A 13,594-nucleotide genomic window follows, 5' to 3' on the forward strand; every position below is an offset into this window, starting at 1 on the left:
CCCGGGGGCCCGCGCGCCGGACATGGCGAAGGGGCGATGTTTCACGTGAAACATCGCCCCTTCGCCATGTCCGGCTGCTACTTCTTGGCTTCCTTCAGGCACAGCACGACATCGTGGCCACCGCCGTACTGGACGTAGGAGATCGTCGCGGCGGCGACGGTCTCGCACTTCTTCTCGTCGGTGGAGCCGTCGAACTTCTGGACGACCTCGTACTCGGCCTTGGCGGACGAGCAGTCGACGTCCTGGAGGTCGGGCTTGGACATGGTGCCGTCGTTGTGCATGCAGGAGCCGACCGAGGTCGTCTCCGCGTCGTCACGGGTCAGGAACCAACCCGCGCCGAACTTCAGCACGGCGATGATGACGGCGACGACGATCGCGCCGATGATGCGCACGGCCTTCTTGCCGATGCGCTTGCCGGCCGGAGCGGGCGGCGGGGGAACCGGCGCGCCCTGCTGCTGCGGGAACGGGGCGTAGGGCTGCTGAGGGACTCCCGGCTGACCGGGCTGCTGCCCCACGGGAGCAGTGGGCACCTGGGCGTACGGGTTCGGGCCCTGGGGCGGCGGAGTGGTCACTTGGGGTCCCCCTAGAGAAACGTAGGCACGATGACGCGAACATGGCGTCGACATAAGACGCACGTAAGCTACAGGCCCCCACTGACATCCCCGTAGCTCACGGGAGGTCTGTGTCATTGATGTGACACTTACTGGCGTGCATACCGCGCCATAGCCACCGCAATCGCCCCGTAGATCACGGCGACCGTGACCACCAGGGCCGCCGAGCGGCCGTCGGGTGGCAGCATCAGCGCGGCGACGGCCGCGGCGCCGACGAAGGCGATGTTGAAAAGGACGTCGTACAGGGAAAAGATCCGGCCGCGGAAGGCGTCCCGCACCTCGTACTGCACGACCGTGTCTGTGGCGATCTTGGCGGCCTGAGTGGTCAGCCCCAGGACGAAGGCCGCGGCCAGCAGCGGACCGCCGGCGAACGGCAGACCGAGGGCGGGCTCCAGGACGGCGGCGGCCCCGGCGCACACGACGATCCAGCGGACCGGCCCGAGCCGCCCCGCTGCCCAGGGCGTCACCAGCGCGGCCACGAAGAACCCGGCGCCGGAGAAGCCGAGCGCCAGCCCGAGCAGCCGCAACCCCGCATCGGTGCTCGACGTCAGGCCGTAGCGGCACAGCATCAGCACCAGGACGGTCAGCGCGCCGTAGCAGAACCGCATCAGGGTCATGGCGGCCAGTGCGCCCGCCGCTTCCCGGCGCCGCGGCTCGGCGAGGTGTGCCACGCCCGCCATCAGATCGCGGACGGTGCCGGTCAGCGCGGTGCCGAGCCGCGGCCGTGCGGCGGGGCGGTCGGGGCCGAGCAGTTCGGGAGCCATCAGCACCGACACGAGGGCCGCGCACAGGTACAGGCCGGCGCCCAGCAGCACCACGGCCGCGTCGGAGTCCGCTCCGGCCAGGCGCACGGCGAAGGCGAGACCGCCGCCCGCGAACGCGGCCAGGGAGCCGGCGGTCGGCGACAGGGAGTTGGCCATCACCAACCGCTCGGCGTCGACCACCCGGGGCAGCGCGGCGGACAGGCCGGACAGGACGAAGCGGTTGACCGCGGTGACACACAGCGCGGAGACGTAGAACAGCCAGTTCGCGGCGCCGGCCACCATCAGCGCGGCGGTGGCGGTGGCCAGCACCGCACGCGCCAGATTGCCGTACAGGAACACCTGACGGCGCCGCCAGCGGTCCAGCAGGACACCCGCGAACGGGCCGACCAGGGAGTACGGCAGCAGCAGCACCGCCATGGCGGAGGCGACCGCGGCGGCCGAGGCCTGGTGCTCCGGGGAGAAGACGACATAGGTGGCGAGGGCCACCTGGTAGACACCGTCGGCACTCTGGGACAGCAGCCGTATCGCGAGCAGGTGCCTGAAGTCCCGCAGACACAGCAGGACGCGCAGGTCACGGACGACGGCCATGGGGCACAGCCTCACATACGCGAGGACCCCCGGCGCACGCGCGGTGCGTCCGGGGGCCCTCACAGCCCTGGCAGGAGCGGTTTCAGCGGTCCGTCAGCGCTCGACGTCGCCGCGGATGAACTTCTCGACGTTCTCGCGGGCCTCGTCGTCGAAGTACTGGACCGGCGGGGACTTCATGAAGTACGAGGACGCGGAGAGGATCGGGCCGCCGATGCCGCGGTCCTTGGCGATCTTCGCGGCACGCAGGGCGTCGATGATGACGCCGGCGGAGTTCGGGGAGTCCCAGACCTCGAGCTTGTACTCCAGGTTCAGCGGGACGTCGCCGAAGGCGCGGCCCTCGAGGCGGACGTAGGCCCACTTGCGGTCGTCGAGCCAGGCCACGTAGTCGGACGGGCCGATGTGGACGTTCTTCTCACCGAGGTCCCGGTCGGGGATCTGGGAGGTGACGGCCTGCGTCTTGGAGATCTTCTTGGACTCCAGGCGCTCGCGCTCGAGCATGTTCTTGAAGTCCATGTTGCCGCCGACGTTCAGCTGCATGGTGCGGTCCAGGATGACACCGCGGTCCTCGAACAGCTTCGCCATGACGCGGTGCGTGATGGTGGCGCCGACCTGCGACTTGATGTCGTCGCCGACGATCGGGACGCCCGCCTCCGTGAACTTGTCCGCCCACTCCTTGGTGCCGGCGATGAAGACCGGGAGGGCGTTGACGAAGGCGACCTTGGCGTCGATGGCGCACTGGGCGTAGAACTTCGCCGCGTCCTCGGAGCCCACGGGCAGGTAGCAGACGAGGACGTCGACCTGCTTGTCCTTGAGGATCTGGACGACGTCGACCGGCTCCTCGGCGGACTCCTCGATGGTCTGGCGGTAGTACTTGCCGAGACCGTCCAGGGTGTGGCCGCGCTGGACCGTCACACCGGTGGAGGGGACGTCGCAGATCTTGATGGTGTTGTTCTCGGAGGCGCCGATGGCGTCCGCGAGATCCAGACCGACCTTCTTCGCGTCGACGTCGAAGGCGGCGACGAACTCGACGTCACGCACGTGGTAGTCGCCGAACTGCACGTGCATGAGGCCCGGGACCTTGGACGCCGGGTCGGCGTCCTTGTAGTACTCGACGCCCTGCACCAGCGATGCGGCGCAGTTGCCCACGCCGACGATGGCTACGCGAACCGAACCCATTCCGGTTGCTCCCTGTGTGTACTCGGTGAAGCCCTGGGCGGGCATCACGTGGCGGTGTCGCCGGGCGTATCCGGCCGGGGCGGCTCCCCGGTCCGGGGCAGGCCGCCCGTCGCTCCAGATGTGGTGTCCTGCTGAGCGGTCTCCCCGGCGGACCCCTTGAGGTCGCGTCCGGCCCGCTCACTCTCGATGAGCTCGTTCAGCCAGCGCACTTCGCGCTCCACGGACTCCATTCCGTGGCGCTGGAGCTCGAGGGTGTAGTCGTCGAGGCGTTCCCGGGTGCGCGTGAGGGAGGCGCGCATCTTCTCCAGGCGCTCCTCCAGCCGGCTGCGGCGCCCCTCGAGCACCCGCATGCGCACATCGCGCGACGTCTGCCCGAAGAAGGCGAAACGCGCCGCGAAGTGTTCGTCGTCGTAGGTGTCGGGGCCCGTCTGGGAGAGCAGCTCCTCGAAGTGCTCCTTGCCCTCCGCCGTCAGCCGGTAGACGATCTTGGCCCGCCGCCCCGCGAGCGGAGCGGCGAGGGCGTCCTCGGCCGTGTTCCCCGGTTCCTCCGTGAGCCAGCCGCTCGCGACCAGCGTCTTGAGGCAGGGGTAGAGCGTCCCGTAGCTGAAGGCGCGGAACACACCCAGTGACGTATTGAGTCGTTTGCGCAGCTCATAGCCGTGCATCGGGGACTCGCGGAGCAGGCCGAGTACGGCGAACTCGAGGATCCCGGAACGTCGGCCCATCGTCGCCTCCTCTCTGCCGCGCCCCGGTGCCGGCGGATGCCGTTCCGAGGACCGTGACGGTCTTTATGTCGCGCTGATGTATCGACTCGATACATCAAGACGATAGAACGGCCGTCCGCGCGCGACAAGAGGGGGCATCGTGAACGGGATCACATCCCTGTTTCGTTGAGACCAAGTTGCCTGGTTTGCGGTGAACTTCGGAGCACGGCGGGTTTTGCCGGTGCGTAGTCTGTGCGCCATGCAGACCACCGGGAACCGAGTGACGCCTGGGGACGTCCTCGTCCTCGGTGCAGTACGGGTGAATGCGAGACCGACCACATCCGTACTTCGGGGGGACCGGAAACCAGCCGCCGTTTCCAGGCGCGCACGGGTGCGCCTGCCCGAGGAGTAGTCGTTCGATGAGCGAGCACCGTCGCAAACCGCCGCAGCCGCAGGGAGGCGGACGTGCCGCGGCCCGCCGCGGCCCCTCCGGTTCGTCCTCCGGTCGCCGTGCGGCTCCGCGAGGCGCCACCGGATCTCCCGCCGACTCCTACGGGTCCGGTTCCTACGGGGCGGGCCCGTACGACGCCGCGGACGACCAGCGCCCCTACGGCGGGCGCGCCGAGGCCCGCCGCGCGGCGCAGCGCGGCGGTCGGCGCAGAGGAGCAGACCCGGGCCCGAGCGGACCGGGGCGCGGCCGGGGCCGGACGGGGCCGCCCGCCAAGAAGCGGTTCATCGACTACCCGCGCGTGGGCAAGGACGGCTGGCGCCGCTGGATGCCCTCCTGGAAGCTGGTGACGGGCCTGTTCATCGGCTTCGTCGGCAGCCTGGTGGCCGTCGCGGGAGTCGGCTACGCGATGGTGAGCGTGCCGAACGTCGCCCAGACGGCGACCGCCCAGAACAACGTGTACTACTGGTCCGACAACTCGGAGATGGTGCGGACCGGCGGTGAGATCAACCGCCAGATCATCAACTACGGAGACATTCCCCAGGAGATGCGGTACGCCGTCATCTCCCAGGAGAACAAGACCTTCGAGACCGACAGCGGTATCGACCCGAAGGGCATCGCGCGCGCCCTGTTCAACATGGCGCGCGGCGGTCAGACACAGGGTGGTTCGACCATCACCCAGCAGTACGTCAAGAACGCGATGCTCAACGACCAGTCGCAGACCATCTCCCGCAAGTTCAAGGAGATCTTCGTCGCCATCAAGGTCGGCGCGGAGGTTCCCAAGGACGAGATCATGTCGGGGTACCTGAACTCCGCGTACTACGGGCGCGGCGCGTACGGTATCCAGGCGGCCTCGCACGCGTACTTCAACAAGGACGCCAACCACCTGAACCCGGGTGAGTGCGCCTTCCTCGCGGCGATGCTCAAGGGCGCCACGTACTACGACCCGGCCGGCGCGACCTCGATCGACCCGTCCGCCACCGCCGAGGCCAACAAGAGGCGGGCCGAGACGCAGATGCAGGACACGCTCGACAAGATGGTCGAGTACGGGCACCTGAGCGCCGCGGAGCGGGCCAAGTACACCACGCTCCCCAAGTGGCAGAACCCGCGGTCGAACACCCGGCTGAGCGGCCAGATCGGCTACCTCGTCGACCTGGCCAAGGCCTACATCATCAACAACACCGACATCACGGCGGACGACCTCCAGCGGGGTGGCTACCAGATCCACACGACCTTCGACAAGAAGAAGGTCCAGGAACTGGAGGCGGCCGTCACCAAGGTCCGCAAGACCAACATCGACCCCAAGAAGCGTCCGGAGCACGACACGTACGTCCAGTTCGGCGGAGCATCGGTGGACCCCGCGACCGGCGCCATCGAGGCGATCTACGGCGGTGAGGACGCAACCAAGCACTTCACCAACAACGCCGACGCGACCGGCGCCCAGGTCGGCTCCACCTTCAAGCCGTTCGTGCTGGCGGCGGCCATGCGCGACGGAGTCCGCGATCCGAACGGCGACGAGAACCAGGCGCAGGACGAACGCACCCAGGTCTCGCCCAAGAGCCGCTTCAGCGGGAAGAACAAGCTGAAGATCAAGAACTACGACGGGTCCGTCTGGAAGAACGAAAAGGGCGAGGAGTGGCTGCAGACCAACGACGACCACCTGTCGTACGGGAGCCCGCCCAACTACATGATCGACCTGCGTGAGGCGATGCGCGAGTCGGTGAACTCCGCCTTCGTGCAGCTCGGCATGGACGTGGGCCTCGACAAGGTCAAGCAGGCCGCGCTGGACGCGGGGCTGAAGAAGGACAGCCTGACCGGTACCACCTACCCGTCCTTCTCGATCGGCATCTCCGACCCCAGCGCCATCCGCATGGCGGGCGCGTACGCGACCTTCGCCGCCAGCGGCAAGCAGAACGAGCCCTACTCGGTGACCTCGGTCAAGAGCAAGGACGGAACGGTCTTCACGCACAAGAGCGCCGCCAAGACCGCATTCACCGCGAACGTCGCCGACAACGTCACCGATGTGCTGAAGACCGTGGTCGAGAAGGGCACCGGCACCAGCGCCAAGCTGCCCGGCCGCGAGGTGGCCGGCAAGACCGGTACCACCGACGGCAACCGGTCCGCCTGGTTCGTCGGCTACACCCCGCAGCTGTCCACCGCGATCAGCATGTTCCGACTCGACGACGACGCGAACAACAAGGCGCGGACGTTCCTGCCCATGTTCGGCACGGGCGGCAAGGAGAAGATCCACGGCGCATCGTTCCCGGCCGAGATCTGGCACGACTACATGTCGCAGGCGCTGGCGGGCCAGCCGGCCAAGTCCTTCCCGGAGCCGCAGCCGATCGGCGAGATCGTCAACCCCGCGCCGAGCCTGACGCCCACCCCCTCGCCCACCCACAGCGAGACGTCCAGTCCGTCACCGAGCCCGACGCCCACGCCGAGTGGGACGCCCAGCTCCCCGACGCCCACGCCGACCGAGACGCTCTGCGGCTTCTTCGGCTGCTCCGACAACGGCGGCAACGGCAACGGCGGCAACGGCAACGGAGGGAACGGCAACGGCGGCAACGGAGGCGGCTCCAACCCGTCCCCGTCCTCCAGCGAGTCGTCCGGGGAGAGCGCCGGCGGCCAGGGCAGTACCTGGGGCAGCAGAGGAGGCGTCTTCGGCAACTAGCCGAGCATCGCCCGCCGGGCCGTTTCACGTGAAACATGGGCCGCCGCATCCACCGGGTGCGGCGGCCCACGGCGTGTTCCCAGCCGCATACGGCAGGATGTCCGCATGCCCAGTGCTGAATCGACGCAAGCCAGCGCGCACGAGCCCGGCCCGGTGCTGCCGACCCGGCAGGACGAGGTCGCCGCAGCCGGCAGCGAGCTGATCGGCGGCCCGATCGGACGGCGCGCCCTGCTCGCGGCGTCCTGGTGGACCCCGGTGCGTGTCATCGCCCTCGTCGGGATCGGGATGTTCGCCCTCGGTCTGGTCCAGAAGGCGCCCTGCTACCACAGCGGTTGGTTCTTCGGCGCCAGCTCCCAGTACACGAAGGCCTGCTATTCGGACATCCCGCACCTTTACCAGGGGCGTGGCTTCGCCGACGGCCTGGTGCCCTACTTCGACAAGCTCACCGGCGACATGCCGTACCTGGAGTACCCGGTGCTCACCGGGGTGTTCATGGAGGTGGCCTCCTGGCTGACCCCGCACAGCGGCACCATGCAGCACCAGGAGCAGTGGTACTGGATGGTCAACGCCGGGATGCTGATGGTCTGCGCGGCCGTCATCGTGGTGTGCGTGGTCCGGACGCACGCCCGGCGCCCCTGGGACGGCCTGCTGGTGGCCCTGGCGCCGGCGTTCGCGCTGACCGCGACCATCAACTGGGACCTGCTGGCGGTCGCCCTCACGGCCGCCGCGATGCTGATGTGGTCCCGTGGGCGGTCCCTGGCCTTCGGCGTGCTGATCGGGCTCGCCACGGCCGCCAAGCTCTACCCGGTGCTCCTGCTCGGCCCGCTGTTGGTGCTGTGCTGGCGTGCGGGACGCTGGCGTGAGTTCGGCAGCGCCCTGGGGGGCGCCGTCGTCGCCTGGCTCGTCGTGAACCTGCCGGTGATGCTCTTCGCCTCCGACGGCTGGTGGCAGTTCTACCGGTTCAGCCACGATCGGGGCGTCGACTTCGGCTCCTTCTGGCTGATCTGGTCGCAGGAGTCGACGGACCCGCCGAGCACCGACTTCGTGAACACCGGGGCCACGCTGCTGATGGTGCTCAGCGCCCTGGGGATCGCGGCCCTGGCGCTCACCGCCCGGCGCAGGCCGCGCTTCGCCCAGCTCGCCTTCCTGATCGTGGCGGCCTTCGTCCTCACCAACAAGGTCTACTCGCCGCAGTACGTCCTGTGGCTGGTGCCGCTGGCCGTGCTGGCGCGCCCCAAGTGGCGGGACTTCCTGATCTGGCAGGCCTGCGAGGTGGCGTACTTCCTCGGGATCTGGATGTACCTCGCGTACACGACCAGCGGCGACGCCCACAAGGGACTGCCGACCGAGGGCTACCACTGGGCGATCGCCCTGCACCTGGCGGGAACGCTCTATCTGTGCGCGATCGTCGTGCGCGACGTCATCCGGCCGGAGCGGGACGTCGTGCGCCGCGTGGGGGACGACGACCCGTCGGGCGGTGTGCTGGACGGCGCGGAGGACGTCTTCGTCCTCGGGGCCCAGGCCCGCGCACCGCACGACGAGGAGCCCTTCGAGGGGCCCCGGACGGAGTGGGGAGGCCGCCCGGCGGCCCTGCCCGAAGACCGTTCGCTCTGAGCGAACAACGTTCGGACGCACCCCTCCGCCCCGACACACCCCGGCTCACCGCCGGGGCTCAGGACGCGCGGGACCGAACGAAAGGCCGTACCCGGCAGGTTCCGGGTACGGCCTTCGGTGTTCCTGTGACGGCGGTGGACCGCTCAGCGGTCGACGAGGCGGTCGAACTGGGTCGTGGTGTGCCGCAGATGGGCCACCAGCTCGTCGCCGACCTTCGGCTCCGGCGCGTCGGAGGGCACGAAGAGGATCGACACCTGCATGTGCGGCGGCTCGGCGAACCAGCGCTGCTTGCCGCCCCAGACGAACGGCGACAGGTTGCGGTTCACCGTGGCCAGGCCGGCCCGTGCGACGCCCTTGGCGCGCGGCATGACGCCGTGCAGCGCCTTGGGGGCCTCCAGGCCCACCCCGTGCGACGTACCGCCCGCCACGACCACCAGGAAGCCGTCCGAGGCGGCCTTCTGCTGCCGGTAGCCGAAACGGTCGCCCTTGGCCACCCGGGTGACGTCCAGGACCGCGCCGCGGTACTCGGTGGCGTCGTGGTCGCCCAGCCACAGCCGTGTGCCGATCCGGGCGCGGAAGCGGGTCTGCGGGAACTGCTGCTGCAACCGGACCAGTTCCTCGGCCTTGAGGTGGCTGACGAACATGGTGTGCAGCGGCAGCCGGGCCGCGCGCAGCCGGTCCATCCAGCCGATGACCTCCTCGACGGCGTCCGAGCCGTCGGTGCGGTCCAGCGGCAGGTGGATGGCGAAGCCCTCCAGGCGAACGTTCTCGATGGCGGCCTGGAGCTGCGGCAGCTCCTGCTCGGTGACGCCGTGCCGCTTCATCGAGGACATCACCTCGATGACCACCCGGGCCCCGACGAGGCCGTAGACGCCGTCGATGGACGACACCGAGCGGATCACCCGGTCGGGCAGCGGCACGGGCTCCTCGCCGCGCCGGTAGGGCGTCAGCACCAGCAGGTCACCGCCGAACCAGTCCTTGATCCGTGCGGCCTCGTACGTCGTGCCGACGGCGAGGACGTCCGAGCCGAGCCGGGTGGCCTCCTCCGCCAGCCGTTCGTGCCCGAAGCCGTAGCCGTTGCCCTTGCAGACCGGGACGAGTCCCGGGAACTGCTCCTGCACGTGCTTGTGGTGCGCCCGCCAGCGCGCGGTGTCGACGTAGAGCGTGAGCGCCATGGCCGGACCTGGAACCTTTCTCCTGGCTGCGGTGTGTCAGAGGGGTGAAGCGGTGCGGCGCGGGCGGGGACGCCCGCGCCGGAGTCGAAGCGGTGAGCGCGGGGTCAGCGCCGCGACATGTAGATGTCGAGCGCCTTGTGGAGCAGCTTGTTGAGCGGGAAGTCCCACTCGCCGAGGTACTCGGCCGCCTGCCCGCCGGTGCCGACCTTGAACTGGATCAGGCCGAACAGATGGTCGGTCTCGTCCAGCGAGTCCGAGATGCCGCGCAGGTCGTACACGGTGGCGCCCAGAGCGTAGGCGTCGCGCAGCATCCGCCACTGCATCGCGTTCGAGGGCCGCACCTCGCGGCCGATGTTGTCGGAGGCGCCGTAGGAGTACCAGACGTGCCCGCCGACGATCAGCATGGTCGCCGCGGCCAGGTTCACGCCGTTGTGCCGGGCGAAGTACAGCCGCATGCGGTTCGGGTCCTCGGAGTTGAGGGCCGACCACATGCGCTGGAAGTACGACAGCGGGCGCGGCCGGAAGTGGTCGCGCACGGCCGTGATCTCGTACAGCCGCTGCCATTCCTCGAGGTCGTAGTAGCCGCCCTGGACGACCTCGACGCCGGCCTTCTCGGCCTTCTTGATGTTGCGGCGCCACAACTGGTTGAAGTTCTTGTGGACCTCTTCCAGGGACCGGTTGGCCAGCGGTACCTGGTAGACGTAGCGGGGCTGGACGTCGCCGAAGCCGGCACCGCCGTCCTCGCCCTGCTGCCAGCCCATCCGGCGCAGCTTGTCGGCGACCTCGAAGGCGCGCGGCTCGATGAAGTCGGCCTCCAGGTCGCGCAGGCGCTTGACGTCCGCGTCCTGGATGCCGCGCTTGATGGTCTCGGCGTTCCAGCGCCGGATGATCACCGGCGGCCCCATCTTCACGGAGAACGCGCCCTGCTGCTTCAGATGCGCCAGCATCGGCTGGATCCAGTCCTCCAGGTTCGGCGCGAACCAGTTGATGACCGGGCCCTCGGGCAGATAGGCGAGGTAGCGCTTGATCTTGGGGAGCTGCCGGTACAGCACGAGGCCGGCGCCGACCATCTGACCCGTGCGGTCGTCGAACCAGCCCAGGTTCTCCGAGCGCCACTCAGCCTTCACGTCCGCCCATGCCGGAACCTGCATGTGACTCGCCGCCGGCAGGCTCTGGATGTAGGCCAGATGCTGCTCTCGACTGATGGTCCTCAGGGTCAGGCTCATTCGGGGCGCTCCTCGGGCTGGCGTGTCCCCATGGGTTCAGGGGCTCCGGCTCTCGCGCCGAAGCCTACTGCGCCAGGGGAGCGCGCAGACTGGCCGCACACCACCTTCGTCCCGGCCCGTCGCCCGCCGGGGCGTTTCGCGCGCTCGCCACGGGGGCGTCCGCGCCGTGCGGCGGACGTCCCCGTGCGAGGAGTGTCCGGTGTGAGCGGGTCAGCCGATGACACCGCCGAAGGGGCCGCCGTGCCACATGCCGAGGAAGAAGCCGATGGCCGAGGCGCCGAGGCCGAGGATCAGCCCGAAGCGCTGGCGTGTCGTCACCGAGATCCACTGGCCGTACGCGCCGGTGAGGATGCCCACCAGACCGGCCCAGGAGCTGAGCAGATGCAGGCCGGGAGCGGTGAGGCCGGTGATGAACGCGGTCAGGCCGACCACCAGGGTGACCAGGAGCAGGGTGTCCTGGAGCGGGTGGGGCTTGCCGTCCGTGGCGAGCAGGCCGCTGCCGGCGGTGTTCGGTCGCATCGTCTGTGCCATGGGCACCTCCTGCGAAGGGCGGCGCATGGTAGCGCCGTACACACCCGAGGTGTCCAGATTGCCGGGAACGGAGCACCGATTTCAACCGGAAGCACGGGTGCGGGTACTCTGTACCGTCTGCACCCGTGTCTGCCTTCCGGGCGGAGCGCAGGACAGCCCGGCGATCCCGCCGGCCGACCCCGCTTGTCAGTGCCGGCTGTTTTACTGGCAGACACGATTGCGTACGCATCACAACCCTCCTGCCACGGAACGACCGTGGCCGCTGAGTCCAAAGGAGGTGGGTTCCACATGCGTCACTACGAGGTGATGGTCATCCTCGACCCCGATGTCGAGGAGCGCTCTGTCTCCCCGCTGATCGAGAACTTCCTCTCTGTCGTCCGTGACGGCGGCGGAAAGGTCGAGAAGGTCGACACCTGGGGCCGTCGTCGTCTCGCGTACGAGATCAAGAAGAAGCCCGAGGGCATCTACTCGGTCATCGACCTGCAGGCCGAGCCTGCGGTCGTCAAGGAGCTCGACCGCCAGATGAACCTGAACGAGTCGGTCCTCCGGACCAAGGTCCTTCGCCCCGAGACCCACTGAGCCCTTCGGCTCAGCCGGCCTCGGGATTCGAGTAGCAGCACCAGCAGCCAGCACACCCGCCGAGAGGTTCCCCATGGCAGGCGAGACCGTCATCACGGTCATCGGCAATCTTGTCGACGACCCCGAGCTGCGCTTCACCCCCTCCGGTGCGGCGGTCGCGAAGTTCCGCGTCGCGTCCACGCCCCGCACCTTCGACCGCCAGACGAACGAGTGGAAGGACGGCGAGAGCCTGTTCCTGACCTGCTCGGTCTGGCGTCAGGCGGCGGAGAACGTCGCCGAGTCGCTCCAGCGAGGCATGCGCGTGATCGTGCAGGGCCGGCTGAAGCAGCGGTCCTACGAGGACCGTGAGGGCGTCAAGCGCACGGTCTACGAGCTGGACGTCGAGGAAGTCGGCCCCAGCCTGCGCAACGCCACGGCGAAGGTCACCAAGACCGCCGGTGGCGCCCGCGGTGGCCAGGGCGGTTACGGCGGCGGTGGCGGCGGCCAGCAGGGCGGCGGCTGGGGCGGCGGCCCCGGTGGCGGCCAGCAGGGCGGCGGCGCTCCGGCCGACGACCCGTGGGCGACCGGCGCTCCCGCCGGTGGCAACCAGGGCGGCGGCGGCTGGGGCGGTGGCTCCGGCGGCGGTGGCGGCTACTCGGACGAGCCTCCCTTCTAGGCCTTCGTGCCGGGTCCTTCGGGCCCGGCGGGTCGGAGGGCGGGTCGTACCCACACTTCTTGATCACACAGGAGAAACACCATGGCGAAGCCGCCTGTGCGCAAGCCTAAGAAGAAGGTCTGCGCTTTCTGCAAGGACAAGGTCACGTACGTGGACTACAAGGACACGAACATGCTGCGGAAGTTCATTTCCGACCGCGGCAAGATCCGTGCCCGCCGCGTGACCGGCAACTGCACGCAGCACCAGCGTGACGTCGCCACGGCCGTGAAGAACAGCCGTGAGATGGCGCTGCTGCCCTACACGTCCACCGCGCGCTAAGGGAGGGTGACCGAATCATGAAGATCATCCTCACCCACGAGGTCTCCGGCCTCGGTGCCGCCGGCGACGTCGTCGACGTCAAGGACGGCTACGCTCGCAACTACCTGATCCCGCGGAAGTTCGCTATCCGCTGGACCAAGGGTGGCGAGAAGGACGTCGAGCAGATCCGTCGTGCTCGCAAGATCCACGAGATCCAGACCATCGAGCAGGCCAACCAGATCAAGGCCCAGCTCGAGGGTGTGAAGGTCCGTCTGGCCGTCCGCTCGGGCGACGCCGGCCGTCTCTTCGGTTCCGTCACGCCGGCCGACGTCGCTTCGGCGATCAAGGCCGCCGGTGGTCCCGAGGTCGACAAGCGCCGCATCGAGCTGGGTACGCCGATCAAGACCCTGGGCGCCCACGAGACGTCCGTGCGTCTGCACCCCGAGGTTGCCGCCAAGGTCAACATCGAGGTCGTCGCGGCCTGATCGCGTGCGCTCGGTTGCGTGAACTGAGAGAAGGGCCGTACCCCGCCGGGTACGGCCCTTCTTCATGGCC

General features: G+C 69.1%; 13 protein-coding genes. 6 read left to right on the forward strand and 7 right to left on the reverse strand.

Going from position 1 to position 13,594, the window contains the following annotated elements:
• Positions 1 to 77: 77 nt before the first annotated feature.
• From AB0N63_RS03815 to AB0N63_RS03830, 4 genes are all read right to left on the reverse strand, one after another.
• Positions 78 to 572 (reverse strand): hypothetical protein, encoded by a 495-nt coding sequence (locus AB0N63_RS03815; RefSeq protein ID WP_365523613.1) that lies wholly within the window; start codon positions 570 to 572, stop codon positions 78 to 80.
• 128 nt (positions 573 to 700) lie between these two features.
• Positions 701 to 1,963 (reverse strand): MFS transporter, encoded by a 1,263-nt coding sequence (locus tag AB0N63_RS03820; RefSeq protein WP_365523616.1) that lies wholly within the window; start codon positions 1,961 to 1,963, stop codon positions 701 to 703.
• A 93-nt stretch (positions 1,964 to 2,056) separates the two neighbouring features.
• Complete coding sequence (locus tag AB0N63_RS03825) at positions 2,057 to 3,139, reverse strand: inositol-3-phosphate synthase (protein ID WP_365523618.1); 1,083 nt, start codon at positions 3,137 to 3,139, stop codon at positions 2,057 to 2,059.
• Between the two features lie 44 nt (positions 3,140 to 3,183).
• Positions 3,184 to 3,864 (reverse strand): PadR family transcriptional regulator, encoded by a 681-nt coding sequence (locus tag AB0N63_RS03830; protein ID WP_365523620.1) that lies wholly within the window; start codon positions 3,862 to 3,864, stop codon positions 3,184 to 3,186.
• Positions 3,865 to 4,262: 398 nt separating this feature from the next.
• Here AB0N63_RS03830 and AB0N63_RS03835 point away from each other — a divergent pair, with 398 nt between their 5' ends.
• Together AB0N63_RS03835 and AB0N63_RS03840 are read left to right on the forward strand one after the other, a co-directional pair.
• A complete protein-coding gene (locus AB0N63_RS03835; protein WP_365523623.1) occupies positions 4,263 to 6,962 on the forward strand; it encodes a transglycosylase domain-containing protein in 2,700 nt (899 codons plus the stop codon).
• 105 nt (positions 6,963 to 7,067) lie between these two features.
• The gene (locus tag AB0N63_RS03840) at positions 7,068 to 8,576 is read left to right on the forward strand and encodes a glycosyltransferase 87 family protein (RefSeq protein WP_365523626.1); all 1,509 of its coding nucleotides are present in this window, start codon (positions 7,068 to 7,070) and stop codon (positions 8,574 to 8,576) included.
• 143 nt (positions 8,577 to 8,719) lie between these two features.
• Here AB0N63_RS03840 and AB0N63_RS03845 read toward each other — a convergent pair whose 3' ends face one another.
• From AB0N63_RS03845 to AB0N63_RS03855, 3 genes are all read right to left on the reverse strand, one after another.
• Positions 8,720 to 9,751, reverse strand: a complete 1,032-nt coding sequence (locus AB0N63_RS03845) for an alanine racemase (protein WP_365523628.1) — start codon at positions 9,749 to 9,751, stop codon at positions 8,720 to 8,722.
• Positions 9,752 to 9,855: 104 nt separating this feature from the next.
• On the reverse strand, positions 9,856 to 10,977 hold the full coding sequence (femX, locus tag AB0N63_RS03850; protein WP_009189558.1) for a peptidoglycan bridge formation glycyltransferase FemX: 1,122 nt from the start codon (positions 10,975 to 10,977) through the stop codon (positions 9,856 to 9,858).
• Positions 10,978 to 11,187: 210 nt separating this feature from the next.
• Positions 11,188 to 11,508, reverse strand: coding sequence for a hypothetical protein (locus AB0N63_RS03855; RefSeq protein WP_365523631.1), 321 nt, complete (start codon positions 11,506 to 11,508; stop codon positions 11,188 to 11,190).
• 288 nt (positions 11,509 to 11,796) lie between these two features.
• Here AB0N63_RS03855 and rpsF point away from each other — a divergent pair, with 288 nt between their 5' ends.
• The 4 genes from rpsF (at position 11,797) to rplI (ending at position 13,524) form a co-directional block, all read left to right on the forward strand.
• Positions 11,797 to 12,087 carry a 30S ribosomal protein S6 gene (gene rpsF, locus AB0N63_RS03860; protein ID WP_289939642.1) on the forward strand — a complete coding sequence of 97 codons (291 nt, stop codon included), beginning with the start codon at positions 11,797 to 11,799 and terminating at the stop codon, positions 12,085 to 12,087.
• Positions 12,088 to 12,160: 73 nt separating this feature from the next.
• Positions 12,161 to 12,742 carry a single-stranded DNA-binding protein gene (locus AB0N63_RS03865; RefSeq protein WP_365523634.1) on the forward strand — a complete coding sequence of 194 codons (582 nt, stop codon included), beginning with the start codon at positions 12,161 to 12,163 and terminating at the stop codon, positions 12,740 to 12,742.
• An 81-nt stretch (positions 12,743 to 12,823) separates the two neighbouring features.
• Complete coding sequence (gene rpsR, locus AB0N63_RS03870) at positions 12,824 to 13,060, forward strand: 30S ribosomal protein S18 (protein ID WP_003949403.1); 237 nt, start codon at positions 12,824 to 12,826, stop codon at positions 13,058 to 13,060.
• Between the two features lie 17 nt (positions 13,061 to 13,077).
• Entirely contained in the window at positions 13,078 to 13,524 is a 447-nt protein-coding gene (gene rplI, locus AB0N63_RS03875; RefSeq protein WP_009189554.1) for a 50S ribosomal protein L9, read from the forward strand.
• Positions 13,525 to 13,594: the final 70 nt, after the last annotated feature.

This window comes from Streptomyces sp. NPDC093260 (assembly GCF_040683715.1).
In the GTDB taxonomy this organism is placed as follows: Bacteria; Actinomycetota; Actinomycetes; order Streptomycetales; family Streptomycetaceae; genus Streptomyces; species Streptomyces sennicomposti.